The 25,904-nt window shown below is 73.1% G+C and carries 26 protein-coding genes; 15 read left to right on the top strand and 11 right to left on the bottom strand.

Annotated features, from left to right (window positions below; genetic code table 11):
• Nucleotides 1–73 precede the first annotated feature (73 nt).
• Both ACZ51S_RS01230 and ACZ51S_RS01225 read left to right on the top strand, forming a co-directional pair.
• Nucleotides 74–2,083, top strand: coding sequence for a galactose-binding domain-containing protein (locus ACZ51S_RS01230; protein WP_468801949.1), 2,010 nt, complete (start codon nucleotides 74–76; stop codon nucleotides 2,081–2,083).
• Nucleotides 2,084–2,158: 75 nt separating this feature from the next.
• On the top strand, nucleotides 2,159–2,752 hold the full coding sequence (locus tag ACZ51S_RS01225; RefSeq protein WP_388937042.1) for a TetR/AcrR family transcriptional regulator: 594 nt from the start codon (nucleotides 2,159–2,161) through the stop codon (nucleotides 2,750–2,752).
• A gap of 18 nt (nucleotides 2,753–2,770) precedes the next feature.
• Here ACZ51S_RS01225 and ACZ51S_RS01220 read toward each other — a convergent pair whose 3' ends face one another.
• From ACZ51S_RS01220 to ACZ51S_RS01210, 3 genes are all read right to left on the bottom strand, one after another.
• On the bottom strand, nucleotides 2,771–4,171 hold the full coding sequence (locus ACZ51S_RS01220) for an NADP-dependent succinic semialdehyde dehydrogenase (protein WP_468479321.1): 1,401 nt from the start codon (nucleotides 4,169–4,171) through the stop codon (nucleotides 2,771–2,773).
• A 121-nt stretch (nucleotides 4,172–4,292) separates the two neighbouring features.
• Nucleotides 4,293–4,562, bottom strand: a complete 270-nt coding sequence (locus tag ACZ51S_RS01215) for a hypothetical protein (protein ID WP_468959206.1) — start codon at nucleotides 4,560–4,562, stop codon at nucleotides 4,293–4,295.
• A 280-nt stretch (nucleotides 4,563–4,842) separates the two neighbouring features.
• On the bottom strand, nucleotides 4,843–5,628 hold the full coding sequence (locus ACZ51S_RS01210; protein ID WP_468959203.1) for a LysR substrate-binding domain-containing protein: 786 nt from the start codon (nucleotides 5,626–5,628) through the stop codon (nucleotides 4,843–4,845).
• A gap of 58 nt (nucleotides 5,629–5,686) precedes the next feature.
• Here ACZ51S_RS01210 and ACZ51S_RS01205 point away from each other — a divergent pair, with 58 nt between their 5' ends.
• Nucleotides 5,687–6,091 carry a DUF5997 family protein gene (locus tag ACZ51S_RS01205; RefSeq protein ID WP_388937052.1) on the top strand — a complete coding sequence of 135 codons (405 nt, stop codon included), beginning with the start codon at nucleotides 5,687–5,689 and terminating at the stop codon, nucleotides 6,089–6,091.
• 394 nt (nucleotides 6,092–6,485) lie between these two features.
• A complete protein-coding gene (locus tag ACZ51S_RS01200; protein ID WP_468801705.1) occupies nucleotides 6,486–7,409 on the top strand; it encodes an ion transporter in 924 nt (307 codons plus the stop codon).
• 179 nt (nucleotides 7,410–7,588) lie between these two features.
• Here ACZ51S_RS01200 and ACZ51S_RS01195 read toward each other — a convergent pair whose 3' ends face one another.
• The 5 genes from ACZ51S_RS01195 to ACZ51S_RS01175 form a co-directional block, all read right to left on the bottom strand.
• Complete coding sequence (locus ACZ51S_RS01195) at nucleotides 7,589–8,248, bottom strand: ABC transporter ATP-binding protein (RefSeq protein ID WP_468959201.1); 660 nt, start codon at nucleotides 8,246–8,248, stop codon at nucleotides 7,589–7,591.
• Nucleotides 8,241–9,125, bottom strand: coding sequence for an ABC transporter ATP-binding protein (locus tag ACZ51S_RS01190; RefSeq protein ID WP_468479351.1), 885 nt, complete (start codon nucleotides 9,123–9,125; stop codon nucleotides 8,241–8,243). The genes ACZ51S_RS01195 and ACZ51S_RS01190 overlap by 8 nt, the downstream gene beginning before the upstream one ends.
• Nucleotides 9,126–9,196: 71 nt before the next feature.
• Nucleotides 9,197–10,075 (bottom strand): ABC transporter permease, encoded by an 879-nt coding sequence (locus ACZ51S_RS01185; RefSeq protein ID WP_388937061.1) that lies wholly within the window; start codon nucleotides 10,073–10,075, stop codon nucleotides 9,197–9,199.
• Nucleotides 10,068–11,024, bottom strand: coding sequence for an ABC transporter permease (locus ACZ51S_RS01180; RefSeq protein ID WP_468959198.1), 957 nt, complete (start codon nucleotides 11,022–11,024; stop codon nucleotides 10,068–10,070). Before ACZ51S_RS01180 ends, ACZ51S_RS01185 begins: the two co-directional genes overlap by 8 nt.
• 41 nt (nucleotides 11,025–11,065) lie before the next feature.
• Nucleotides 11,066–12,655: an ABC transporter substrate-binding protein gene (locus ACZ51S_RS01175; protein ID WP_388937067.1), complete on the bottom strand. Its 1,590-nt coding sequence runs from the start codon at nucleotides 12,653–12,655 to the stop codon at nucleotides 11,066–11,068.
• Nucleotides 12,656–12,838: 183 nt separating this feature from the next.
• Here ACZ51S_RS01175 and ACZ51S_RS01170 point away from each other — a divergent pair, with 183 nt between their 5' ends.
• Together ACZ51S_RS01170 and ACZ51S_RS01165 are read left to right on the top strand one after the other, a co-directional pair.
• Nucleotides 12,839–13,804, top strand: a complete 966-nt coding sequence (locus ACZ51S_RS01170; RefSeq protein ID WP_468959195.1) for a fibronectin type III domain-containing protein — start codon at nucleotides 12,839–12,841, stop codon at nucleotides 13,802–13,804.
• A 77-nt stretch (nucleotides 13,805–13,881) separates the two neighbouring features.
• Nucleotides 13,882–16,032 carry an ATP-binding protein gene (locus ACZ51S_RS01165; RefSeq protein ID WP_468479329.1) on the top strand — a complete coding sequence of 717 codons (2,151 nt, stop codon included), beginning with the start codon at nucleotides 13,882–13,884 and terminating at the stop codon, nucleotides 16,030–16,032.
• Between the two features lie 160 nt (nucleotides 16,033–16,192).
• On the opposite strand, the gene ACZ51S_RS01160 is transcribed toward ACZ51S_RS01165, so the two are convergent.
• The gene (locus tag ACZ51S_RS01160) at nucleotides 16,193–16,378 is read right to left on the bottom strand and encodes a DUF5999 family protein (RefSeq protein WP_100661028.1); all 186 of its coding nucleotides are present in this window, start codon (nucleotides 16,376–16,378) and stop codon (nucleotides 16,193–16,195) included.
• Between the two features lie 155 nt (nucleotides 16,379–16,533).
• On the opposite strand from ACZ51S_RS01160, the gene ACZ51S_RS01155 reads away from it, so the two are divergent.
• On the top strand, nucleotides 16,534–16,956 hold the full coding sequence (locus tag ACZ51S_RS01155; protein ID WP_468959192.1) for an SRPBCC family protein: 423 nt from the start codon (nucleotides 16,534–16,536) through the stop codon (nucleotides 16,954–16,956).
• Nucleotides 16,957–17,070: 114 nt separating this feature from the next.
• Entirely contained in the window at nucleotides 17,071–17,817 is a 747-nt protein-coding gene (locus tag ACZ51S_RS01150; RefSeq protein ID WP_468959189.1) for an LppU/SCO3897 family protein, read from the top strand.
• A gap of 54 nt (nucleotides 17,818–17,871) precedes the next feature.
• Here ACZ51S_RS01150 and ACZ51S_RS01145 read toward each other — a convergent pair whose 3' ends face one another.
• Nucleotides 17,872–19,101, bottom strand: a complete 1,230-nt coding sequence (locus ACZ51S_RS01145) for an acyl-CoA dehydrogenase family protein (RefSeq protein WP_467893701.1) — start codon at nucleotides 19,099–19,101, stop codon at nucleotides 17,872–17,874.
• A 176-nt stretch (nucleotides 19,102–19,277) separates the two neighbouring features.
• Between ACZ51S_RS01145 and ACZ51S_RS01140 the strand changes: the two genes are divergently transcribed.
• Nucleotides 19,278–19,922: a TetR/AcrR family transcriptional regulator gene (locus tag ACZ51S_RS01140; protein WP_388937087.1), complete on the top strand. Its 645-nt coding sequence runs from the start codon at nucleotides 19,278–19,280 to the stop codon at nucleotides 19,920–19,922.
• Between the two features lie 15 nt (nucleotides 19,923–19,937).
• Here the strand turns inward: ACZ51S_RS01140 and def are convergent, their stop codons facing one another.
• The gene (gene def, locus ACZ51S_RS01135; RefSeq protein ID WP_388937090.1) at nucleotides 19,938–20,486 is read right to left on the bottom strand and encodes a peptide deformylase; all 549 of its coding nucleotides are present in this window, start codon (nucleotides 20,484–20,486) and stop codon (nucleotides 19,938–19,940) included.
• A 121-nt stretch (nucleotides 20,487–20,607) separates the two neighbouring features.
• On the opposite strand from def, the gene ACZ51S_RS01130 reads away from it, so the two are divergent.
• From ACZ51S_RS01130 to ACZ51S_RS01105, 6 genes are all read left to right on the top strand, one after another.
• Nucleotides 20,608–21,846, top strand: coding sequence for a MurT ligase domain-containing protein (locus ACZ51S_RS01130; protein ID WP_468479332.1), 1,239 nt, complete (start codon nucleotides 20,608–20,610; stop codon nucleotides 21,844–21,846).
• A gap of 26 nt (nucleotides 21,847–21,872) precedes the next feature.
• The gene (locus ACZ51S_RS01125) at nucleotides 21,873–22,601 is read left to right on the top strand and encodes a type 1 glutamine amidotransferase (RefSeq protein ID WP_388937096.1); all 729 of its coding nucleotides are present in this window, start codon (nucleotides 21,873–21,875) and stop codon (nucleotides 22,599–22,601) included.
• A 208-nt stretch (nucleotides 22,602–22,809) separates the two neighbouring features.
• Nucleotides 22,810–23,835, top strand: coding sequence for a 6-phosphofructokinase (locus ACZ51S_RS01120; protein WP_467893690.1), 1,026 nt, complete (start codon nucleotides 22,810–22,812; stop codon nucleotides 23,833–23,835).
• A gap of 91 nt (nucleotides 23,836–23,926) precedes the next feature.
• Nucleotides 23,927–24,883, top strand: coding sequence for a cytochrome c oxidase assembly protein (locus tag ACZ51S_RS01115; RefSeq protein WP_468479333.1), 957 nt, complete (start codon nucleotides 23,927–23,929; stop codon nucleotides 24,881–24,883).
• Nucleotides 24,884–24,915: 32 nt separating this feature from the next.
• Nucleotides 24,916–25,074 carry a hypothetical protein gene (locus ACZ51S_RS01110; protein WP_185911042.1) on the top strand — a complete coding sequence of 53 codons (159 nt, stop codon included), beginning with the start codon at nucleotides 24,916–24,918 and terminating at the stop codon, nucleotides 25,072–25,074.
• 68 nt (nucleotides 25,075–25,142) lie between these two features.
• Entirely contained in the window at nucleotides 25,143–25,853 is a 711-nt protein-coding gene (locus ACZ51S_RS01105; RefSeq protein WP_388937105.1) for a lysophospholipid acyltransferase family protein, read from the top strand.
• The last annotated feature ends 51 nt before the right edge of the window (nucleotides 25,854–25,904 follow it).

The following is a 25,904-nucleotide window of genomic DNA, read 5'->3' as shown; positions in this document are numbered from 1 at the left end:
GTCGTACCGCGGCGCCGCGCGCCGAGGGCGCCGCCGCATCGCACTCCTGACACCGCTCGTGGCCGTGCTCGCCATGCTGCTCGGCCCCGCGCCCCTCTCCTCCGCCGACGGCGGCTCCACGGCCGACGCCGGCTGGTGGAACCCGGCCGCGCGGCCCCGGCCCGACTCGGAGATCAACGTCACCGGCGAGCCCTTCAAGGGCACCGACGCCCAGGGCCGGGTGCGCGGGTTCGTCGACGCGCACGACCACCTGATGTCCAACGAGGGCTTCGGCGGCCGGCTGATCTGCGGCAAGCCCTTCTCCGAGATGGGCGTCGCGGACGCCCTCAAGGACTGTCCCGAGCACTACCCCGACGGGTCCCTCGCCGTCTTCGACTTCATCACCAAGGGCGGGGACGGCAGGCACGACCCCGACGGCTGGCCCACCTTCAAGGACTGGCCCGCCCACGACTCCCTGACGCACCAGCAGAACTACTACGCCTGGGTCGAGCGGGCCTGGCGCGGCGGCCAGCGGGTCCTGGTCAACGACCTCGTCACCAACGGGGTGATCTGCTCGGTCTACTTCTTCAAGGACCGCGGCTGCGACGAGATGACCGCCATCCGCCTGGAGGCGCGGAAGACGTACGACATGCAGGCCTACGTCGACAAGATGTACGGCGGTCCGGGCAAGGGCTGGTTCCGCATCGTCACCGACTCCGGCCAGGCCCGCGAGGTGATCAAGCAGGGGAAGCTGGCCGTCGTCCTGGGGGTCGAGACCTCCGAGCCCTTCGGCTGCAAGCAGGTCCTGGACGTCGCCCAGTGCGGCAGGGACGACATCGACCGCGGCCTGGACGAACTGCACGGGCTCGGCGTGCGCAGCATGTTCCTGTGCCACAAGTTCGACAACGCCCTGTGCGGGGTCCGCTTCGACGAGGGCGCCCTCGGCACCGCGATCAACGTCGGCCAGTTCCTGTCGACCGGCACCTTCTGGCAGACGGAACAGTGCACCGGCCCGCAGAAGGACAACCCGATCGGCCTCGCGGCGGCTCCGGCGGCACAGAAGGAGCTCCCGGCGGGCGTCTCGGTCCCCTCGTACTCCGCCGACGCGCGCTGCAACAAGCGCGGTCTGACCGAGCTCGGCGAGTACGCCGTCCGCGGGATGATGAAGCGCGGGATGATGCTGGAGATCGACCACATGGGCGTCAAGGCGGCGGGCCGCGCCTTCGACATCCTGGAGTCCGAGTCCTACCCGGGCGTCATCTCCTCCCACAGCTGGATGGACCTGGGCTGGACCGAGCGGCTCTACAAGCTGGGCGGATTCGCCGCCCAGTACATGAGCGGCTCCGAGGCCTTCAGCGCGGAGGCCAAGCGGACCGACGCCCTGCGCGACAAGTACGACGTCGGCTACGGCTACGGCACCGACATGAACGGCGTCGGCGGCTGGCCCGGCCCCCGGGGCGCGGACACCCCGAACCCGGTGAAGTACCCCTTCCGCAGCACCGACGGCGGGTCCGTCATCGACAGGCAGACCACCGGACAGCGCACCTGGGACCTCAACACCGACGGCGCCTCGCACTACGGCCTGGTCCCCGACTGGATCGAGGACGTCCGGCTCGTCGGCGGCCAGGACGTGGTGGACGACCTCTTCAAGGGCGCCGAGTCCTACCTCACCACCTGGGGAGGCTCCGAGCGGCACAGGTCCGAGGTGAACCTCGCCGCCGGCTCACCGGCGTCGGCCTCGTCCTCGGAGTGGTGGAACCCCTTCGTCGACTACTCCCCCGGCCGGGCCGTGGACGGCGACCCGGGCTCCCGCTGGGCCAGCGAGTGGAACGACGCCCAGTGGCTGCGCGTCGACCTCGGCTCCGCGCACCGGATCGGACGCGTCACCCTCGACTGGGAACGGGCGTACGGGAAGGCGTACCGGATCGAGGTCTCCACGGACGGCGCCAACTGGCAGACGGCCTGGTCCACCACCGAGGGCGACGGCGGCCTGGACACGGCCCGGTTCGCCGGGGTGACCGCGCGGTACCTGCGCGTCCAGGGGGTCCAGCGGGCCACCCAGTGGGGGTACTCCCTCCACGAGCTGGGCGTCTACAGCAACTGACACCACGGGCGGGGCCGGCCGGACGACCCGGCCGGCCCCGCCGCCGTACCAGGCGGCCCCACCCAGAGGAGTCCCATGCCCCGGATGCCGTCGGCCGATCGGCGCGCCCAGCTGACCGAGGCGGCGATCCGCGCGATGACCCGCGACGGCGTCGCCCGGACGACGACCCGCTCCATCGCCGCCGAGGCGGGCGTGTCCCTGAGCGTCTTCCACTACTGCTTCGACTCCAAGCAGGAGCTGCTGGAGTCCGTCCTCGAGGCGATCACCGCGCACTACATCACGGTGGTGAAGGAGGCGATCCGGCCGAAACCCACCCTTCGCGAGACCGTCCGGGCCGGCTTCCACGCGTACTGGGACCACGTGGGCGCCCAGCCCGGCGAACACATGCTCACCTACGAGCTCACCCAGTACGCCCTGCGCCGGCCCGGTTTCGAGCACCTGGCCCGCCGCCAGTACGAGCTGTACTGCCAGACCTACGAGGAGCTGATCGGGCAGCTGTGCCGGGACATGGGGCTCGTCCCGAAGGTGCCGGCCCCTGTACTGGCCCGGTACCTGACGGCCATGACCGACGGGCTGACCCTGAACGTGCTGGTCCTCGGCGACGAGAAGGCCGCCGGGGCGGTCCTGGACATGATCACCGAACACGTCGTGGGGCTGATGGAGGGCTGATGATGGAGGGCTGAGCGGTCAGCCGGGCTCCGCCGCCCGCCAGACGGTGGTGATGTTGCAGAACTCGCGGATGCCGTGGCCGGACAGCTCCCGCCCGTACCCCGACCGCTTGACCCCGCCGAAGGGCAGGGCCGGGTGGGAGGCGGTCATCCCGTTGACGAAGACGCCTCCGGCTTCGAGGTCGCGCACGAAGCGCTCCAGGTCGGAGTCGTCGCGGGTCCAGACGTTGGAGCTGAGTCCGAAGGGCGTGTGGTTGGCCCGCTCCACGGCCTCGTCCAGGCCGTCGACCCGGTAGAGGGTGGCGACGGGCCCGAAGGTCTCCTCCAGGTCGACGCGCATGGCCGGGGTGACGCCGGCCAGGACGGTCGGCTCGTAGAACCAGCCGTCCGGGCGGCCGGGCGGCCGCCGGCCGCCGCACAGGACCGTGGCCCCGTGCCGTACGGCGTCGTCGACCAGCTCCTCCACGTCGGCGCGGCCGCCCTCGGTGGCCAGCGGTCCGACGTCGGTGGACTCCCGCATCGGGTCGCCCACGGTCAGCGCCTCCATGCCCTCCGTGAAGAGGCGGGCGAACTCGTCGTAGACGTCGGTGTGGACGATGAACCGCTTGGCGGCGATGCAGGACTGGCCGTTGTTCTGCACGCGCGCGGTCACGGCGGTCCGCGCGGCCCGCGCGACGTCCGCCGAGGGCATCACGATGTACGGGTCGCTGCCGCCGAGCTCCAGGACGGTCTTCTTGACCTCGTCCCCCGCGACGGAGGCGACGGCGCGCCCGGCGGGCTCGCTGCCCGTCAGGGTGGCCGCCGCCACCCTCGGGTCGCGCAGGATGCCCTCGACGGGGCCCGAGCCGATCAGCAGGGTCTGGAAGCAGCCCTGCGGGAAGCCCGCCCGGTCGAAGAGGTCGCCGAGGTACAGGGCCGTCTGGGGGACGTTCGACGCGTGCTTGAGCAGGCCCACATTGCCGGCCATGAGCGCGGGCGCGGCGAAGCGTACGACCTGCCAGAGGGGGAAGTTCCACGGCATGACCGCCAGGACCACGCCCAGGGGCCGGTAGCGGACCGTCACGGCGGAGGCGCCCGCGTCGCGCACGTCGGCGTCGGCGGGCCGCTCGTCCGCGAGGAGGGACTCGGCGTGGGCCGCGTACCAGCGCATCGCCTTGACGCACTTGGCGGCCTCCGCGCGGGCCGCCGCGAGGGGTTTGCCCATCTCGACGGTCATGGTGCGGGCGACGTCCTCCGCCTCCGCCTCCAGCAGGTCCGCCGCGCTGTTCAGCAGCGCCGACCGCTCGGCGAAGGTGGTGTGCCGGTACGAGGTGGCCGTGCGCGCGGCCAGGGCCAGGCAGCGCTCGATGCCGGCGGCGTCGAGGGCGTCGAAGGAGAGCAGCGTCTTGCCCGTCGTGGGGTTGACGGTGGCGATGGGCATGGTCCGGCCTTCCTGCGAGGGAACCGCCCCACCGACCCTGCCCGCCCCGGCCCGCCCCCGCAACGCGAGGACCGGCCCGCCCGTGAGGCACCCCGCCGGGGCGGCGGAAAGACCAGCGGTTTCACCGCACGCCCTGGCGTCCCGGGAATTCCTCGACCACGGTCGCCAGGGCCTCCGGGCTCTCGTCCGGGGCGAAGTGGCCGGCGTCGTCGAAGATCTCTCCCCCTTCGAGCGGGAACCCGGACGCGGGTACCGGCGAGATGCCGACGATCGAGCCGACCCGCGAGGGGCGTCCAGCAACAGCTGCTGGGCCGCCTTGCCGCCCATGGAGTGACCGACCACCGAGAAGGTGTCCCACCCGAGGTCGTCGCACCACGGCGAGCGCGTCCACCGCGACCTCCTCCATCGTGCAGGCCCCGGGCTGTCCGTCGCCTCGCCGTACCCCCGGCAGTCCACGAACGCGCAACTGAACGCGCCCCCGTCCAGGTACCGCCTCGTGCACCTCGTACGGAATCACGTGCCCTGCCGCATGAGCCGTCACGATGCTGGGTCTCCCCTCCGCACCGGGCCCGGAAGCCCATCGGCCCCGAGACTTCGCCCCAACGGCACAGCGGCGCGGGCGGGCGCCCGAAGGCGTCGCGGGCAGGATGAACCCCGCCGTTCAGGGCCCCCTAGCGGCGGCCGCGCGGCTTGCCGCCGCGCTTGGCGGCCGGCTTGCCGCCCGACCGGGCCGCGGGCTTGCCCGTGGCCCTGGCGCCGCCGGTCTTCGCGCCGCCCGCCTTGGCTCCCGTCCTGCCGCCGGCGCCGCCGGCGGTCTTGCGCTGCTTGGGCTGCGGCGGGGTGGGCTGGCGGCCGCGGGTGCTGTTCACGGTCCGCCCGCGGACGATCCCGATGAACTCCTCCACCAGGTCGGTGGTCTTCTCCTCCGGCCAGGACAGCGCGATCCGCGACGCGGGGGCGTCGGAGACCGTCCGGTAGGTGAGGTCCTTGCGGTGGTGCAGGCGGGCGAGGGACTGCGGGACGACGAGGACGCCGATGCCCGCCGCGACCAGCTCGATGGCGTCCGCCGTGGTGGCGGGCCGTTCGAAGGCGGGGCGTCCAGGCAGGGTCTCCCAGTCGAGGACGTCGTCGAGGGGGTGCAGCACGATCTCGTCGGCCAGGTCCTCGGTGGTGACCTCCTCGACGGCGGCCACGACGTGGTCCTTGGGGACCACCACGACGGTCGTCTCGGTGTAGAGGGGGATCGCGCTGAGGTCCGCCCCGTCCACGGGCATGCGTACGAAGCCGGCGTCGGCGTCCCCGGTGCGCAGCGCGGCGAAGGCCTCGGCGGCGGGCACGCCGACGAGGGTCAGCGGGACGTCGGGCAGCCGCTCGTTCCAGATCCGCACCCACTTCGTGGGCGTCACTCCCGGGACGTAGGCGAGCCGGAAGGAAGGGGGTACATCCGAGCCTGTCACCCCGCCAGGTTACCGGTCGTGGTCGGAGGTAGCGCACATGCTCGATACCCTTGACTCCATGACGTCGCACCAGAGCACCCAGACGATGAAGCCCGCGACCGCGGCGAAGAAGCTGGGTGTGTACCTCGAGGCCACCCCCGCAGAGTTCCAGGAGGGTGTCATCTCGCGCACCGAGCTGAACGCACTCCAGGCCGAGCCGCCGGCCTGGCTGGTGGAGCTGCGGCGCAACGGCCCGCACCCGCGTCCGGTGGTCGCCTCGAAGCTGGGCGTCTCCATCGCCGGTCTCGCGCGCGGCGGGGTCACCGAGGCGCTCACCACCGAGCAGATCGAGGCCATCAAGCAGGAGAACCCGGAGTGGCTGCAGAAGGAGCGCGCCACCCAGGCGGAGGTCCGCAAGGAAGCGGTGCGGATCAAGGAGAAGCAGGCGGAGGAGGCCGCTCGGCGCGCCGAGAAGCAGGGCTGATCCTCCTCACCGCACACTGACGGCCGGGCCGGGTCCTTTCGGGGACCCGGCCCGGCCGCGTATGCGCTCCCGCGGCCGGCGCCCCGCGCGGCCCGCCCGTGCGGCCCGCCCGCGCGGGGCCGCGCTCGCGTGGGAGCCACTCGCGTGGGGCCGCGCCGCCACGCGCCCGCTTCGTGCACGCGTCCGATACCGCCTCCGGATGGCCTTCCCGCCTCCTCCCGTCCGTGCACCCGGGCGGGTGGCCGGCCCCCGGCCCGGCCGCACCGCTCCGTACGACCGCCTGAAACCCGTTCGCCCGTACGGCGTTAGAAGGACGTACGGACCGGCGCGCGCGCCCCGCCCGCGCCGGTCCGCGCGACCGCCGACCACGAGCGACACGAGTACGAGGAGCGAGATGACGGACCCCAGGCCGGCCGGTTTCGGCCGAAGGAGACTGGCCGCCCGCTGCCGCGGCATCACCGAGGCGCCGTGGTTCGGGATGGGCGTCTTCGCCGTGATCATGCTCAACGCGGCGCTGATGGGCGTGGAGACGTACAGCGGGCTGGCCGCCGCGAACCGTCACGTGCTCCAGATCGCGGAGGAGTCCTGCCTCACCCTCTTCACGCTGGAGATGCTGCTGCGGGCGGGCGCCCACGCCGACCGGCCGAAAGCATTCTTCCGTGACCCCTGGAACCTCTTCGACCTGCTGATCCTGACCTCCGCCTTCCTGCCGTTCCTGCGCGACAACACCACCGTGCTGCGGCTGCTGCGCCTCGCCCGCGTGCTGCGCACCGCCCGCTTCCTGCCCCACCTGCGGATCCTGCTGCTCGCGGTCGGGCGCAGCCTGCCGGGCACGGCCAGCTTCCTGTTCATCGGCGCGCTCGTGGTGTACGTGTACGCCATGGTCGGCTGGGTCTGCTTCGCCTCCTCCGACCCGCAGCACTACGGCTCGATCGGGCGGGCCGCGCTCACCCTGTTCCTGCTGACCACCCTGGACGGGCTGACGGACGCGGTCCGGGCCGGGCTGGAGATCTCCCGGTTCAGCATCCTCTACTACGCCTCGTACGCGCTCCTCGCCTCCTTCGTCCTGGTCAACGTCCTGATCGGGGTCGTGCTCAATTCGCTGGACGAGGCCCGGGAGATGGAGGAGGCCGACGCGCGGGCCCGGGAGCGCGCGGCGAACGCCATGGACCCGGCCGAGGAGGTCCGGGACCGGATCGCCGCCGCCCGCCTCGCACTGGACGACCTGGAGGCGAGCCTCGAACTGGCCAAGCCCGTGCCGCCCTCCGCGCAGGAACGGGACCGCCCGGCGGAACGGCAGCTGGAGACCGCCGTGTAGCGGACCGCGCCGCGGTCCGCTCGGGGGTCAGCCGCCGTCGCGGACCGCGACGATGCCATTGAACACGCCGACGTACGCGGTGCCGTCGGGGCGCCTTCGTACTGCCCGACCAGGCGGTGGCCGGGGGTCTTGGGGAGCTCGTCGGCCCGGGCGGCGGGGGGCGGTCCCGCCGATGGCCGTCAACCGCCGGTGATGTCACTCCAGTTCGCGGTGCGGTCGCACCAGCGGCCGAGCAGCACCGGATCGTGTCCGACGGCCAGCAGGCCGGCTCCGGTCCGGTGCCGGTACGCCTCGACCACCCCGACCAGGGCCGCCGTGGTGGAGGCGTCGAGCATCGCCGTCATCTCGTCGCAGACCAGCCAGCGGGGCCGCAGGACCAGGGCCCGGGCCACGCAGGCGCGCTGCAGCTGGCCGTCGCTGACTTCGTGGGGGCGCCGGGCGAGGAGGTCGGCGCCGAGGCCGACCAGGTCGGCGAGCTCCCCCACGGCGGATTCCGCTTCGTTACGCCGGCCCGTGGCCCGGAGCGGTTCCGCGACGAGGTCGTACAGCCTGAGGCGGGGGTCCGCGGAGAGACGGGGCTGCTGGAAGACCACGCCGACTTCGATGCGCAGGGAGCGCGGGGCCCGGTGCCTGAAGCCCGTCACCGCGCGGCCGTCGAGGGCCACCGTCCCCCGGTCGGGCCGGTGCAGCAGGGCGGCGACCCGGGCCAGGGTGGACTTGCCGCAGCCGCTGGGGCCGAGCAGACCGACGGCCTCGCCGGGGCGGATCGCGAGGTGCGCGTCCCGCACGACCGGGCCGCGGCGGTCGTAACCGGCGGTGATGCCCTTGAGCTCAAGCATGGTGGCAGGCCACCCCTTCGGTCAGCGGGGGCCGCCCGGACCGGCAAGTGCTGTCGGCCAGGGCGCAGCGGGCGGCGAAGGCGCAGCCGGGCGGCAGGTCACCCAGCTCGGGCGGGGCGCCGGGGATGGGGGTGAAAGCGCGCTCGGGCAGGGCGTCGAGCAGGCCGCGGGCGTAGGGGTGGCGGGGACCCGGCCGGCCGAAGAAGGCTTCGGCGGGGGCGAGTTCCACGATCCGGCCCGCGTACATGACGGCGACGGTGTCGGCGATGCGGCGGGCCGCCGCCAGGTCGTGGGTGATCATCAGCAGGGCGCGGCCGGCGTCCCGGGTGTGGGCGCGCAGCTCGTCGGCGGTGCGGTCCACGAGCTCCCGGTCGAGGCCGGTGGTGGGCTCGTCGGCGAGGAGCAGGGGTGCGTCCCCGATGAGGGCGAGGGCGGTGGCGGCGCGCTGGGCGAGGCCACCGGAGAGCTGGTGGGGGTAGTGGTCGAGGTGGCTCACGGGGAAGGCGGCCCGTGCGGCCGCGGCTTCGGCGGCCGCGCGCGGGTCACCGGTGCCGGTGAGCTCGCGGACGGTCTCCTCCAGATGGGAGCGGATGGTGCGGACGGGGGTGAGGTGCGCGGCGGGGCTCTGCGGGACCAGGCCGACGCGGCGTCCGCGTACCGTGCGGGCCAGGGTCCGTTCGTCGGCGGCGAGCAGGTCGAGGCCGTCGGCGAGGCGGGCGGAGCCGGCGGTCTCGGCGTTGGCGGGGAGCAGGCCGAGCAGGGCGGAGGCGAGGACGGATTTGCCGCAGCCGCTCTCGCCGACGAGGGTGAGGCACTCGCCGGGCCCGAGGCGGAACGCGGCGTCGGAGACGGCCTCGACGTACCGTCCGCCGCGCATCCGGAAGCGGACGGACAGCCCCTCGACGCGCAGGACCTCCCCGGCGGGCGGGGCGGCGGAAGGGTGCGGGCTCACAGGGTCAGCTCCGAGCGGCGGCGGGGGTTGAGGCGCTCGCGCCAGGCACCGGCGAGGCCGGCGATGGCCAGCGTGGGGGCGATCAGGAGCAGGCCGGGGAAGAGGGTGGGCCACCAGTCCCCGGCGAGCAGCGAGCCGCGGCCGGCCTGGACGAGGGTGCCGAGGCTGGCCTGGTGCGCGGGCAGGCCCAGGCCGAGGAAGGACAGGGCGGACTCGTGCCACATGGCGTGCGGGATCATCAGCACCGCCGCCAGCCCGGCCTGCGGCAGCACCCCGGGCAGCAGGTGCCGGACGAGGACCCGCCGGCGGGAGGCGCCGCCGGAGACGGCCGCGTCCACGTACGGCCGGCCGCGCAACGACAGCACCTCGGCGCGCACGATGCGGGCGGTGGACAGCCAGTGGGTCAGCGCCACCGAGACCACCACGGGCCAGACGCCGGGGCGGAACAGGGCCACGACGAAGATCCCGAGCAGCAGGTGCGGGATGGCGGACAGGGTGTCGACGGCCCGCATCACGAGCCGGTCGGTCCGGCCGCCGAGCGCTCCGGCGGCCGCGCCCACGGCGGTGCCGAGCACGGTGGCGGCGAGCGCCGCGACCACGCCGACGAGCAGCGAGACGCGGAGCCCGTAGACGCAGCGCAGCAGGAGGTCGCGGCCCACGTCGTCGGTGCCGAAGGGGTGGTCCCAGGCGGGTGGCAGCAGCTTCGCGGAGAGGTCGACGGCCTGCTGGTCCAGCTGGACGAGCGGGGGCACCAGCAGGACGGCGAGGGTGAGGAGGGCGGTGACGGCGGCCGAGGCGCGCACGCGCAGGGCGCGGGTGGAGCGCCGGTCCCGGCCGTGGCGGCGCCAGGCGGTGCCGGCCGCGGTGTCAGCCATCGAAGCCCACCCTCGGGTCGGCCAGCCCGTACAGCAGGTCGGAGAGCAGGTTGCCGGCCAGCACGGCGGCGGTGGCCAGTACGGTCAGCGCGGCCAGCAGCGGGAAGTCCACCGAGGTGGCGGCGGTGACGGTGGCGGCGGCGACGCCGGGCCAGCTGAAGACGGTTTCGACCAGCAGGGCGCCGGTGATCAGCTCGGGTACCCGGGAGCCGATGAGGGTGAGCATCGGGAGCATCCCGGAGCGCAGCCCGTGCCCGAGCAGGACCCGCCGCTCGGACAGGCCCCGCGCGCGGGCACCGCGTACGGGGTCCTCGCCGAGGGCGTCGGCCACTCCTTGGCGGGCGTAGAGGAAGAACCAGGGCAGTTGCGAGATGCCGAGGACCAGTGCGGGCAGGATCAGGTGGGAGGCGACCGCGCCGAGGGTGACGGTGTCGTCGGCGGCGTCGGTGAGGCCGCCGGAGGGCAGTACGCCCAGCCGTACCGAGAAGAACCAGACGGCGAGCAGCCCGAGCCAGAAGGCGGGGGCCGCCTCCAGGGTGTAGGCGAGGCCGGTCGCGGTCCGGTCCAGTGCCCCGCCCGGGCGGCGGGCGGCGAGCACTCCGAGCACCGTGCCCAGCAGCACGGCGACGGCGAAGGCGCAGCCGGCGAGCAGCGCGGACCAGCCGACGCGTCCGGCGATGACGTCGGCGACGGGCTGGCGCAGCACGGCGGAGTCGCCGAGGTCGCCGGTGAGCGCGGAGGTGAGCCAGTCCCACCACCGGGCGGGGAAGGGCCGGTCCACGCCGAGGTTGGCGCGCAGCTGGTCGAGTTCGGCCTGGGAGGCGGTGAGCCCGGCGGTGCCGGCGTACGCCTTGACGGGGTCGAAGGGGGACAGCGCGGCGACGGCGAAGACCCCGAAGGTGACGACGAGCAGGACGGGGGCGGCGGAGAGGGTCCGCCGTCCCGCCATGCGCGCGATCGGTCCCCAGGGCGGGCCCGGACGGCGGGACGTCACTTCTGCTTCGGCTTCCAGCTCTCGATGTTCCACCAGGGGCCGGTGCCGAGGCCGTGGTCGTGCGGTTCCACCTGGGTGGAGGGGCCGTCCCACTTGTCGTTCACCACGTAGAGGTGGTCGATGTGGGTGAGGAAGACGTAGCCCGGGTTCTGGACGAGTTCGCGCTGCACGGTGTCGTACGCGGCCTTGCGGGCGGCCGGGTCGCCGCTGGTGCGGCCGTCGGCGACCGCCCGGTCGACGGCGGGGTTGGCGTACTGGGCCATGTTGTTGAAGCCGTCGCCCGCGAGGGAGGAGGTCAGCAGCTGGTACTGGTCGAAGTCGGGGTCGGCGGGGGAACCGCCGCCGGCGAGCACGGCGTCGGTCTTCATCCGGGGTTCGATGACCTCCCAGGTCCCGGCCTCGGTCCTGACCTCGATGCCGGCCTTCTTCGCGTCGGAGGCGAAGGCCAGCGCGTGGTCCTGTCGGATCTTGTCGCCGGAGGTGTACCAGAGGGGGAAGGAGGCGCGGACCCCGTCCTTGACGCGGATGCCGTCCCCGCCGGCCTTCCACCCGGCTTCGTCGAGGATCTGCTTGGCCCGTTCGAGGTCGTACGGGCGCTCGGTGCCCGCGGTGAACCAGCGGCTGTCGGTCGGGACGGGGCCGTAGGCGGCCTTGCCCGCGTCCTCCAGGAGCTTGTCGACCATGGCCTGGCGGTCCACGGCGATGTCGAGCGCGCGGCGGACCGCCACGTCCCCGGTGACGGGGTGGTGGGTCGGCAGGGTCACGTTGCGGTAGTCGAAGGTCTTGGCGGCGAAGGTCCTGCGCGCCTTGTCCTTCGCGAATCCGCGGGCGAGGTTCGGGGGCAGGACGGCCGCGTCGAGCTCCCCGGCGCGCAGCCGGGTGGCGCGGACGTCGTCGTCCTTGACGACGGCCATGGTGAACTTCTTCACGGCGGGCTCGCCGCCCCAGTAGCCGGGGTTGGCCTTGAAGCTGAGCTTCTCGCCCTTGGACCAGCCGGTCAGCAGGTACGGGCCGGTGCCGACGGGCTTGGTGGCGAACTCTCCGCTGTTGACGTCCTGCCGGCCCGCGATGTGCTCGGGGGCGATGGGCAGTACGGTCCGCTCGGCGAACGGGGCGTAGGGGTACTTGAGGGTGAAGACGACCCGGTCGGGACCCTGGGCGGTGACGCTCTCGATGGCGTCCAGCTCGGTCCTGGAGGGGTTGTTGGTCCTCGGGTCGAGGATGGTCCGGTAGGTGAACTCCACGTCCTTGGCGGAGAAGGGCGCTCCGTCGCTGAACTTCACGCCCCGGCGCAGCTTGTACGTGTACGTGCGGCCGTCCGCGGAGACCTCCGGCAGGGCCTCGGCCAGCGCGGGCTTGAGCTTCATGTCCGCGTCGTGGGTGAGCAGACCGTCGAAGATCTTGGAGTTGCCGTCCTTGCCGTAGCCGAGCAGCGGGCTGAGGCTCTCGGGCTCGGTCGCGATGCCGACCACCGCGGAGTCCGCCGGCGATGCGGTCGCCGAGGGGTTCGAGCAGGCCGCCAGGCCCGTGATGAGTGCGGTGGCGAGCATCGCGCCGCCCGCTCCCCGTGCTGTCCGGGCCGTCATGTCGTGCACATCCCTGTTCAAAATCATCTGTTATTGCAAACGGATCGCAATATTGCCAGACGAGATCAGACGAAGACGAATCCACCCAGACCGGCGACCCCCCGGGTGGCGGCGGGACCAGGGGTCTTGTGGGTCCGGTCTCCCCGTGCCATATATGTCTAGACCAAAGAGGAGGGCAGCCCGTTGCGAGGCACCACTTCCCCGCGCCGCGCACCGGCGGTGCTCGCCCTGTGCCTCGCCGCCGCCCTGACCGCGTGCGGCGCGGGCGGCGACACCCGGCCCCCGCACGCTCCCGCCGGTCTCACCGCGCAGGCGGGCAGCGCCACCTCGGTCCACGTGATGTGGCGGGCTCCGGACACCGCCGACGGGGTCAGCGGCTACCAGGTGTTCCAGGGCGGCCGGCTGGTGCGGGAACTGCCCGCCGACAAGACCATGACGGACATCACCGGCCTCGCCCCGCGGACGGCCTACACCTTCTCCGTCCGCGCCGAGGACGCCGCCGGGAACCGCTCGCCGCTCAGCGCCCCGGCAGAGGTCACCACCCCGGACGCCCGGGCCGAGGACCGCCTGGCCCCCACGGCACCGGCCGCCGCCGAGGGGCGCGCCGAGGGGCCGCACGCGGTCCGGCTGAGCTGGGACGCGGCCGCCGACGACACGGGCGTGACCGCGTACGACGTCTACCAGGCCGGGGTCCGCGTCCACACCGCCCCCGGCACGGACCGGGCCACCACCGTCACCGGGCTCCAGCCCGGCACCGCCTACGTGTTCACCGTCCGCGCCCGCGACGGCTCCGACAACTCCTCACCGGACGGCCCGCCGGTGGCGGTCACCACCCCCGCCGACCCCGGCCGGGCCCCGCACACCGCGCCCGGCTCGTTCACCGCCACCGCCTCGCCCGGCGCGGTGGAACTGACCTGGACCGCCCCGGACACCGGCCGCGCGACGAGCGAGTACCAGCTCTACGTCAACGACCTGCCCGTCACCGTCATCCAGTTCGGCGCCGGGGCCCTACCGCGCGGCCGGGCCTCCTACCGGCTCACCACGGCCGAACCGGCGGGGACGGCCTGGACCCTGAAACTGCGCGCCCGGCTGCCCGACGGCAACTGGGGCGCCTTCTCGGAGGAACGGCGGATCCTGCTGCCCGGCTGACCCCGGACCGTCCGCCCCTGGACGGGAACCGAAGCGAACGGCAGGTCCCGCGAAAGAAGATCGCGCACAATACATCCGTGTTCGGTGAGTACTCGGTCAACCACAATCAGGCAGACTCCGCGTGCGGAGAACCTGCGCCAGGCAGCGGCGCCAAGCCGGCCGACCTGCCCGACCTGCCGGGGAACCTTCCTCCGGAAACCGCCGGCTTCATCGGCCGCGAGGAGGAACTCGACCGTCTCGACACCCTGTTGCGCGGAAGAAGACTGGTCACCCTGACCGGAGTGGGCGGCGTCGGCAAATCCCGGCTCGCCCTGCGCGCCGCCACCCGCCGCAGCCGCACCGCCCGGTCCGGCGGACCGTGGCCGGGCTCCCTCTGGCCCGACGGGATCTGGTGGGTGGACCTCTCGGCCCTGCGCGACCCCGCGCTCCTCACCACGACCGTCGCGCACGCCATCGGACCCGCCGGCCACTCCGTGCGCCCCCTCGACGAGGAACTGTGCGCGTGGATGGCCGACAAGGCCCTCCTCCTCGTCCTCGACACCTGCGAGCACCTGGTCGCCGAAGTCCGCCACCTCACGGGCGAACTGCTCCAGTCGGCACCCGGCCTGACGGTCCTGACCACCTCCCGGGAACGGCTCGACTCCCCCGGCGAGACGGTGCTCGAAGTCCGCCCGCTCCCCTGCGAGGGCCCCGACAGCGAGGCGCTGGCCCTCTTCCGCGCCCGCGCGCTCGCCGCGAGCCCGCGGACCTCCGCCGACTTCGCCGACCCCGACCGGTGCCGCACCGCCGCCGAGGTGTGCCGCCGGCTGGACGGCATCCCGCTCGCCCTGGAGCTGGCCGGCGCACGGATGCGGATGTGGAGCCTGGACGAGATGGCCCAGCGCCTCGGCGCGCGCCTGGAGGTGCTCTCCGGCACTCGCGCCGCGCTCCCGCCCCGGCACCAGACCATGCGGACCACGATCGGCTGGAGCCACGAGCTGTGCGAGCCGGTGGAACGGCTGCTGTGGGCGCGGCTGTCGGTGTTCAGCGGGGAGTTCGACGTCGCCGCCGCCCGGGCGGTGTGCGCCGGCGGGCCGCTGCCGGCCGCCCGGGTGGAACGGGTGCTGGAGGGTCTGGTCGCGAAGTCCGTCGTACGGCGCTCCCACGAGCGCGGAGCCGGGGCCCGCTACCGGATGCTCGACACGATCCGGGAGTTCGGCCACGACTGGCTCACGGAACTGGGCGAGGTGCGCACCGTCGCGGACCGGCACGCCCACTGGTACGCCGCGCTCTGCGCCGCCGGCGACCACGGCTGGCTGGGGCCGGGCCAGCTGGACTGGTACCGCAGGATGACCGCCGAGCACCCGCAGCTGCGCACCGCCCTGGAGCACCTGCTCGGCACCGATCCCGCGGCGGCCCTGGAGATGGCCGGGGCCCTGTGGTTCTTCTGGTTCTCGTGCGGGCACGTCCACGAGGGCCGGGCCTTCCTGGAGCGGGCCCTGCTCGCGGCCCCGCGGCCGGGGGCCGCCCGGGTCCAGGCGCAGTGGGCGCTCGGGCTGACGCTCCTGCTCCAGGGCGACATGGACGCGGCCCGGGCGATGGGCGTCGAGTGCACCCGGGCGGCTGCCCTGCTCACCGACCCGGAGCTGCGGCTGCGCGCCGCCCACCTGCATGCCGTGTCGGTCCTGATGCGGGGAGACCCGGCGGAGGCGCTCGTACTGGCCGGGCCCCGGGCGCGGGCGGCGCACGGGGGGCGCGATGACGGGGCGGGCCGGCTGCTGTGCCAGCTGGCCACGGCGTACGCCCTGTGCGACCTCGGGCGCTTCGAGGAGGCCGCCGAGGAGGCGCACGGGCTGCGCGAGGCGTGCGCGGAGCTGGGTGAGCGCTGGCTGCGGGCGTACGCGGACTACGTCCTGGCCGTCGCGGCCCTGGGGCTCGGCCAGCACGGCGAGGCCGCACGGCACGTACGGGCCATGCTGTCCGGCAAACGGCTGCTGGGCGACCGCTTCGGGATCGCGCTGGGCCTGGACCTGCTGGCGGCAGCGGTGGCGGCCCTGGGCGACGGGGAACTGGCCGCGCGGCTGCTCGGCACCGGACACGCCTGGTGGCGCACGGTGGGGCGGCCGCAGATGGGCTCGCCCTCGCTGACGGCCCTGCGGGACCGGGGCGAGCGGCAGGCCAGGGCGGCGATCGGCGACGCGGCGTACGAGACCGCGTTCCGGGGCGGTGCGGCGGCGTCCACCGGCTGACCGCGCCTCACGGGCGAAGGACAGCCGGTGCGCCGCGTAATGCCTGGACTCCCGTCAGTACGGGAGGGGTCTGCCCGACGGCGTGCGCAGGTCCAGGTCTCGGGGGGCGGGCTTGGGAACGGGCTTGCGGATCAGCTGCTGACGCATGCTGCCTCCTCGCTCAGACCAGGGCCGGCCGACGGGGTTCCACCGTCCGGCCTTCGGGGAGCAGTTCACCGGTGTCGTCGAAGACGACCACCCCGTTGCAGAGCAGGCTCCAGCCCTGCTCGGGGTGGGAGGCCACGACGCGTGCGGCCTCGTGGTCGGCGCTGTCGGCGGGCGGGCAGGGGGGCTGGTGGGAGCACATGGCGCACCTCCTCGCAGTGTGGGGCGGGAGGGCCGGTGGTCACCCGGTCGAATCCGCGATCCACGGTGGCGGTGAGTATTACTGATTGCCGCCCCCCGACGGAAGCCATATCCGAGGTCCGGTTCAGGGTGTGTATGCCCGCTTACCATGCGCTCATGCCCGTTGTCCGGATCATTCGCCGCACGCCCCTTCCGCCCGACGAGACCTGGAGGCGGCTCACGGACTGGGAACGCCACGGCGCGCAGGTGCCGCTGACCCGGACGGTCGTCGAGACGGAGCCCCCGACGCACGCCGGGACGCGCTTCACCGCGCGCACGGGAGTGGGAAGGATCACGGTGGACGACACCATGGAGATCGTCGTCTGGGAGCCCCCTCGGCGGGTCCGCCTGGAGAAGCGCGGCCGGACGGTGACGGGCTGGGCGGAGATCGAGCTGCGCCCGGTCCCCGCGGGCGGCACGGAGGTCCACTGGCGCGAGGACCTGCGCGTGGGCCCCCTCCCCCGCGTCCTGGACCCCCTGGTGGCCCGCGCCGGCCACTACCTCTTCGGCCGGGCCATGACCCGCCTCCTGCGCCCCTGACGGGCCGGGCTATGGTGCCGTGATCACCGCCCGGCCCGGATCACGGCACGGCCCGGATCACCGCCCGTTCCCGGCTCACGGCCGGGTGATCGCCGAGCCTTCGAGGAGGTCCCCTTGGCCACACCGCCACCGCAGTACGGCGCCGGCGGCCCCTACGAGTTCCCCGCCCGGCGGGTGGACGCCGCAGACCCCCGCCTCCCGCCGTACGCCCCCGCGGTGCCGCAGCAGCGGGCGGAGCGCTTCGACGGGTACACCTGCCGCGTGTGCGGCTGCTGGCCCGCGGTTCCGGCCACCGTGCGCGGCCATCAGGGCCTGCTGGTCCTGATGCGGTTCCTGAGCGTGCCCGGGCCGTTCTGCCGCGACTGCGGCACGGCCACGTACCGCAGGATGTCCTCGGACACCCTGTGGCAGGGCTGGTGGGGTCCGCTGTCGCTGTTCGTCACCCCGGTCGTCCTGCTGCTGAACCTCGGCCCCCGGGCGGCCTTCCGGCGCCTCGGGGTGCCGTCTGGCGGGTTCCGGCCCCCGCAGGATCCGGGCCGGCCGCTGTGGCGGCGCCCGCCCGCGATGCTGTTCCTCGTACCGGCGCTGCTCCTGGCCCTCGGCGTCCCCGCCCTCGTCCTGGCCGGCCTGACGGCCGGCGACGACGAGCCGCCGGTCCTGACGGTGGGACAGTGCGTGCGCAACGTGGGCGACTGGAGCGACCAGGAGCTGCTGGTCACGGGCTGCGGCTCGCCGAAGGCGCAGTACCGCGTCAGCAAGCGGCTGACCACCGGGGAGTCCTGCGCCCCGGGCGACTTCCTCTCCGCCCCGGAGTACGGCGGCGACGACTGGACCCTGCACTGCCTGACCCCGCTGCGCTGACCCGCGCCCGCCGCCCCGCGAGACGGGCTCCCGGGGCGGCGGCGAGGACCGCGGCTACCGGATCGGCATGCCGGAGAGCGTGCGCGCGATCACCAGGCGCTGGATCTCGCTGGTCCCCTCGAAGATCGTGTAGATCGCGCTGTCCCGGTGCATCCGCTCCACGGGGTACTCCCGGGTGTAGCCGTTGCCGCCGAGGATCTGGACCGCCTGGGCGGTGACCTTCTTCGCCACCTCGCTCGCGTACAGCTTCGACATGGAGCCCTCCGCCGAGGTGAAGGGCTTGCCCGCGACGGCCATCCAGGACGCGCGCCACACCAGCAGCCGGGCCGCGTCGATCTGGGTGCGCATGTCCGCCAGCTGGAAGGCCACCCCCTGGTTGTCGATGATCGGGCGCCCGAACTGGGTACGGGTCTTCGCGTAGTCCAGGGCGACCTCGTACGCCGCGCGGGCGGTGCCGACGGCCATGGCGCCGACGGCCGGCCGCGAGGCCTCGAAGGTGGCCATCGCGGCGTTCTTCACGCGCTCGCCGCCGCCCGCCGCGGCCCGCTCACGGGCCCGCGCGAGCCGCTCGTCCAGCTTGTCCTTGCCTCCGAGCAGGCAGGACCCGGGGACGCGTACGTCTTCCAGGACCACCTCGGCCGTGTGGGAGGCGCGGATGCCGTGCTTCTTGAACTTCTGGCCCTGGGACAGGCCGGGGGTGCCGGGCGGCACGATGAAGGAGGCGTGGCCCTTGGTGCCGAGCTCGGGGTCGACGACGGCGACGACGATGTGGACGTTGGCGATGCCGCCGTTGGTGGCCCAGGTCTTGGTGCCGTTGAGGACCCACTCGTCCTTGGCCCGGTCGTAGACGGCCCGGGTGCGCATCGCGCCGACGTCGGACCCGGCGTCCGGCTCGGAGGAGCAGAAGGCGGCGACCTTGACGTCGTCCGGGGTGCCGTACATCTGCGGGATCCAGGTGCCGATCTGCTCCTCGGTCCCGTTGGCGACGACGCCGATGGCCGCGAGGCCGGTGCCGACGATGGACAGGGCGATGCCCGCGTCGCCCCAGAAGAGCTCCTCCATCGCCATGGGGATGCCGAGGCCGGTCGGGTCGAAGAACTGCTGGGCGTAGAAGTCCAGCGAGTAGATGCCGACCTTGGCCGCTTCCTGGATGACGGGCCACGGAGTCTCTTCCCGCTCGTCCCATTCGGCGGCGGCGGGCCTGATCACATCGGCGGCGAAGCCGTGGATCCAGTCCCGGACCTGCTTCTGGTCGTCGTTGAGCTCCATGGTGAACTCCGCCATGTCCCCTCCAGCTGTCTCACAGGGTTACCGTTACTGCGGGTAACCCCCGTCGTGGCCACAGTCTGTTACCGGCCGGTAAGCACTGTCAAGCGCGGCCGGTTCGGTGACCGGGGTACGCGGGGTGTTACGTTGCGTGGGCGTCAGGCACATCGCAAGGGCGGGGAGAGAAACACGTCATGGAGACCAGTCAGCAGGCGGGCGAGCCGGGAGCGGGAGAACGCCGTCGGCGCGAGCTGCTCGAGGCGGCGGACCGCGTCGTACTCAGGGACGGTCCGAAGGCCTCCATGAACGCCATCGCGGCGGAGGCCGGCATCACCAAGCCCATCCTCTACCGGCACTTCGGCGACAAGGCGGGCCTCTACCAGGCACTCGCCGTCCGGCACACCGACGCCCTGCTGGACTCGCTGCGGGCCGCGCTCGACGCCCCGGCCGAACGCCGCCGTCGGGTGGAGGCCACCCTCGACACCTACCTCGCCGCGATCGAGGCCCGCCCGCAGGTCTACCGGTTCCTGATGCACCCCGCCGAGGACTCGCAGAGCAACGAGCGCGGCTTCGACGTCGGCCTGCACTCCGCCCCGCTGCTGCGCCGGCTCGGCGAGGAGCTGGCGGAGGTGGTCGGGGAACGCGTGGACCTCGGCCCCGACGGCCGGCAGCTCGCCCGGATCTGGGGCCACGGCATCGTCGGCATGATGCACGCGGCGGGCGACTGGTGGCTGGGCGAACGGCCCTGCGACCGGGCCGCTCTGGTCGCGGGCCTCACCGACCTGCTCTGGGGGCGCCTGGCCACCGCGGGCAACCGCGCGGACGGCCCCGGCTTCTGACCCGCCCGCGACGGCCTACCCCCGGGCACCGCCCCACGGGGCCTTGGCGATGGCCCGGCGCAGCCTGCGGGCGCGCAGCCCGGTCACCCGGTCCGCGTAGACCGTGCCGTCGAGGTGGTCGCACTCGTGCTGGAGGCAGCGGGCGAAGAATCCGGTGCCCTCGATCCGCACCGGGGTCCCGTCGGAGGTGACCCCCTCGACGACCGCCCGGTCGAAGCGGACGGTGCCCGCCTCCAGGCCGGGCAGCGACAGACAGCCCTCGGGGCCGCGGAACTCGTCCCCGTCGGCCTCGACCAGCCGGGGATTGACGACGTGTCCCACGTGGCGGACGTCCTCGTCGTCGGGGCAGTCGTAGACGAAGACCCGCTGCCCGGTGCCGATCTGGTTCGCGGCGAGGCCGACGCCCTGGGCCGCGTACATCGTGGCGAACATGTCCTCGATGAGCCGCCCGAGTTGGGGGCCGAAGTCGGTGACTTCCGCGCAGGGCGAATGGAGCACCGGGTCACCCAGCAGGCTCATGGGGCGGACGGAACCGGTGGTACCGGGGAGGGGACGCTGTCGCATGGCCGTAAGGGTACGACGGGCGAATATATGAGCAGATCCGCGGCGACCTGGGGCGCCGCGGTCAAGGCCACGGCCGGTACTGGATAGGCTGGGGCGACCGACGCTAGGAGGACAAGGGACGATGGCAGGCAACACGGAGCCGCTTTCGCCGCGGGCCAAGCTGGCCGTGACGGCGGGCAAGGCCGCGGCGGCGGTGTCGCGGGCCGCGGGACGCGGAAGCGGATCGGTGATCGGAGGCAAGGTCGCACTCAGGCTGGACCCCGATCTTCTCGGCGCGCTGGCGCAGCATCTCGACGTCGTCCTCGTCTCCGCGACGAACGGCAAGACCACCACGACCCGCCTGATCGCGGAGGCCCTGCGGGCCAGCGGTCCGGTCGTGTCCAACGCGCTGGGCGCGAACATGCCGGCCGGCATCACCTCCGCCCTGGCCGGCGGCTCGGACGCCAGGTACGGCGTCATCGAGGTGGACGAGAAGTACCTGGCCGGGGTGGCCCGGGACGTCACCCCCAAGGTGATCGCCCTGCTGAACCTCTCCCGCGACCAGCTGGACCGCGCGGCCGAGACCCGCATGCTCGCCGAGAAGTGGCGCGAGGGGCTCCAGGGCTCCAAGGCGGTCGTGGTCGCGAACTGCGACGACCCGCTGATCGTGTGGTCGGCCTCCTCCTCGCAGAACGTGGTGTGGGTCGCCGCCGGCCAGGAGTGGAAGGACGACGCCTGGTCGTGCCCCTCCTGCGGTGGCGTCATGCAGCGCCCGGGCGACGACTGGTTCTGCGGCGAATGCGGTTTCCGCCGCCCGGCCCCGAGCTGGGTGCTCTCCGGCGACCACGTGCTGGACCCGCACGGCAGCGCCTGGCCGATCCACCTCCAGCTGCCCGGCCGCGCCAACAAGGCCAACGCCGCCACCTCGGCCGCCGTGGCCGCCGTGTTCGGCGTGCCGCCGCAGGTCGCGCTGGAGCGCATGTACCAGGTGCAGGCCGTGGCCGGCCGCTACGACGTGGTCAACTTCATGGGCCGTGAGCTGCGGCTGCTGCTCGCGAAGAACCCGGCGGGCTGGCTCGAGACGTTCTCGCTGATCGACGGACCTCCGGCGCCGGTGATCCTCTCGGTGAACGCCCGCGGCGCGGACGGCACCGACACCTCCTGGCTGTGGGACGTGGACTACCCGCGCCTCGCCGGGCACCCGATCTTCGTCATCGGCGACCGCAAGCTGGACCTCGCGGTCCGCCTGGAGGTCGCGGGCCTGGACTTCCGGGTCTGCGAGACGCTCGACGAGGCCGTCCAGCTGGCGCCGCCCGGGCAGATCGAGCTGATCGCCAACTACACGGCCTTCCAGGACGTGCGCCGCCGCGTCGGCAACTAGTACCCAGACCTTCGAAGGACAAGAGCATGAGCGACAACAGCCTGCGTCTGGTGTGGGTCTACCCCGACCTGCTCAGCACGTACGGAGACCAGGGCAACGCCCTCGTCGTGGAGCGCCGGGCCCGCCAGCGCGGCCTGGACGTGCAGCGCGTGGACGTGCGCAGCGACCAGCCCATCCCGACCTCGGGCGACATCTACCTGATCGGCGGCGGCGAGGACCGGCCGCAGCGGCTGGCCGCCGAGCGGCTGCTGCGCGACGGCGGTCTGGAGCGCGCCGTCTCGAACGGGGCGATCGTCTTCTCCGTCTGCGCCGGGTACCAGATCCTGGGCCAGGAGTTCGTCAACGACCAGGGACAGCGTCAGGAGGGCCTCGGCCTGCTGGACGTGGTGACCGTGCGCGGTGAGGGCGAGCGGTGCGTCGGCGACGTCCTCGGCGACATCGACCCGCGCCTGGGCCTGCCCCAGCTGACGGGCTTCGAGAACCACCAGGGCGTCACCCACCTCGGCCCGACGGCACGGCCGTTCGCCCGGGTGACGATGGGCCGCGGCAACGGCACCGGCGACGGCACCGAGGGCGCGTACAACGACACCGTCTTCGGCACGTACATGCACGGTCCCGTGATGGCCCGCAACCCGCTCATCGCGGACCACCTGCTGAAGCTGGCCCTCGACGTGAACGCGCTGCCGGCCATAGACGACCGCTGGTACGAGGCGCTGCGCGCGGAGCGCATCGCGACGGCAACGCAGCCGGCGTAGTCGGGCTGCCGCCCGCACCGCCCGGCCACCGGCCCGGATTCCCCCTCGGGAGTCCGGGCCGGTGTGCGTTCGTACGATCTTCTGTCTCTTCCGACCATCCTGTGGAGGATGGTTCAGTCCACCGGGAATCCGCTTGTAGGGTGACGGGTAGTTCCAACCGGACGACGTGGTCCGGTCGTCGGCCCACGTTGCAAAGGTTCTTCCTGCCATGCGCATTGGTGTGCTCACTTCCGGCGGCGACTGCCCCGGCCTCAATGCCGTCATCCGCTCCGTCGTGCACCGCGCCGTCGTCGACCACGGCGACGAGGTCATCGGCTTCCACGACGGCTGGCGCGGCCTCCTCGAGTGCGACTACCGCAAGCTCGACCTGGACTCCGTCGCCGGCATCCTGGCCCGCGGCGGCACCATCCTCGGTTCCTCCCGGGTCCAGCCGGCGCACCTGCGCGACGGTGTGGAGCGGGCCCGCGGACACGTAGCGGACCTCGGTCTGGACGCCATCATCCCCATCGGCGGCGAGGGCACCCTGAAGGCCGCCAACCTGCTCGCGCAGGGCGGTCTGCCGATCGTCGGCGTGCCGAAGACCATCGACAACGACATCGCCTCCACCGACGTGACCTTCGGCTTCGACACGGCCGTGGGCGTCGCGACCGAGGCCCTGGACCGGCTGAAGACCACCGCCGAGTCGCACCAGCGCGTGATGGTCGTCGAGGTCATGGGCCGGCACACCGGCTGGATCGCCCTGCACTCGGGCATGGCGGCCGGCGCGCACGCCATCGTCGTCCCGGAGCGCCCCTTCGACATCGAGGAGCTGACGGCGATCGTCGGCGAGCGCTTCTCCGCGGGCAAGCGGTTCGCGATCGTCGTGGTCGCCGAGGGTGCGAAGCCCCGTCCCGGCACGATGGAGTACCAGGCGGGCGGCAAGGACCAGTACGGCCACGAGCGCTTCGCGGGCATCGGGAACATCCTCGCCGTCGAGCTGGAGCGGCGCCTGGGCAAGGAGGCCCGGCCGGTCATCCTGGGCCATGTCCAGCGCGGCGGCACGCCCACCGCGTACGACCGGGTGCTGGCCACCCGCTTCGGCTGGCACGCGGTGGAGGCGGCGCACCGGGGCGAGTTCGGGATGCTCACGGCCCTGCGCGGCACGGACATCGTGATGGTGCCGCTCGCGGAGGCCACCTCCACCCTGAAGACGGTCCCGCCGGCCCGCTACGACGAGGCCCAGACCGTTCTGTGAGGTTTCCCCCCTTCTGATGCCGCCCCCGGACGCAATGGCGTCCGGGGGCGGCATTACTGTGGTGGGGCGCCACAGTCAAGGGAGTGAAGGTATGGATCACAACGGTCACGGCATGGACATGAACATGGACCTGCCACCGTTCACTCTCGGGCGCGGACTGGAGTTCTCCTTCGACGCCTTCTTCCTGTTCGGCTCGCTGCTGGGGCTGGCCCTGTACGGGTGGGGCGTGCTGCGCCTGCGCGGCCGCGGGGACTCCTGGCCGCTGGGCCGCACGATCGCCTTCGTCACCGGTGTGCTGACGGTGGTCCTGGTGATGTGCACCAAGCTGAACGACTACGGCATGGTCATGTTCAGCGTGCACATGGTCCAGCACATGGTGATCAGCATGATCACCCCGATCCTGCTGCTGCTCGGGGCACCGGTGACGCTGGCCCTGCGGGCGCTGCCGCCCGCGGCGCGCGGCCACAGGGGCCCGCGCGAGCTGCTCCTGATGCTGCTGCACAGCCGGTACATGCGGATCGTCACCCACCCGGCGTTCACGATCCCGATGTTCATCGCGAGCCTCTACGCGCTGTACTTCACCCCGCTCTTCGACTTCCTGATGGAGAGCAGGCCCGGCCACATCGGCATGATGGTCCACTTCCTCGCCGTCGGCCTGATCTTCTTCTGGCCGATCATGGGCGTGGACCCCGGCCCGCACCGCCCCGGCTATGTGATGCGCATGCTGGAGCTGTTCGCGGGGATGCCCTTCCACGCCTTCTTCGGCATCGCGCTGATGATGGCGAGCGAGCCGATGATCAAGACGTACGCGAACCCGCCGGCCTCCCTGGGCATCGACCCGCTGCTCGACCAGCAGTGGGGCGGCGGCATCGCCTGGGCGTTCAGCGAGATCCCCTCGGTGCTGGTGCTGATCGCGCTGATCTACCAGTGGTACCACTCGGAGCAGCGGATCGCGCGGCGCTCGGACCGGGCCGCCGACCGGGACGGCGACAAGGAGCTGGCCGCCTACAACGCGTATCTCGCCTCGCTCCAGCAGCGCGGCCAGTAGCGCGGGACCCGCCTCAGGCGCCACCATGGGGCATGACCGGATCCGTTAAGGCGATGGCGGTGACGACCTTCGCCGCCCTGGTGGCCGTCTCCACGTACTCGGTGGCGCTCGGCAGCAACGGCTGGCTGTGGTTCGGCTGGGTGGTGCTGGGGCTGCTGACCATGGGGCTGGCCGCTTCGCGCAGCGCATGACCCTCCCGGCCGCGCGTTGACTTTCCGTAGGATGACCGTGACATAGCGGCATCGACGGGAGCGGCCTGGTGTTCTACCACTTGCTCAAGCACGTACTGCTCGGTCCGCTGCTGCGGCTGCTGTTCCGGCCGCGGATCGAGGGGCTGGAGCACATCCCCGAGGAGGGGCCCGCGATCGTCGCGGGCAACCACCTGTCCTTCTCGGACCACTTCCTGATGCCCGCGATCCTCACGCGCCGGATCACCTTCCTCGCCAAGGCCGAGTACTTCACCGGGCCCGGCCTCAAGGGCCGGCTGACCGCCGCCTTCTTCCGCAGCGCCGGGCAGATCCCGGTGGACCGCTCCGGCAAGGACGCCGGGCGGGCTGCCCTGCGCGAGGGGCTGGGGGTGCTGTCCAGGGGCGAGCTGCTCGGCATCTATCCGGAGGGCACCCGCTCCCACGACGGGCGGCTCTACAAGGGCAAGGTCGGGGTGGCGGCGATGGCGCTGGGCGCGGGGGTGCCGGTGGTGCCCTGCGCGATGGTCGGCACCTTCGAGATCCAGCCGCCCGGGCAGAAGCTCCCGAAGATCCGCCGGGTCACGATCCGCTTCGGGGAGCCGCTGGACTTCTCCCGGTACGCGGGCATGGAGGGCGAGCGGGCCGTGCTGCGGGCCGTCACGGACGAGATCATGTACGCGATCCTCGGCCTCTCCGGCCAGGAGTACGTCGACCGGTACGCGGCCGACGTGAAGGCCGAGGAGGAGGAGAAGCGGAAGAAGGCCCGGCGCCTGACGCGCTGAGCCTTCTCCCGCCCGGGTCACCGGGGTGCTGTCACCGCTCCCGCTTCCGGC

This window comes from Streptomyces sp. NPDC034043 (genome assembly GCF_055575675.1).
This window is presented reverse-complemented; position numbering and strand designations above follow the sequence as displayed.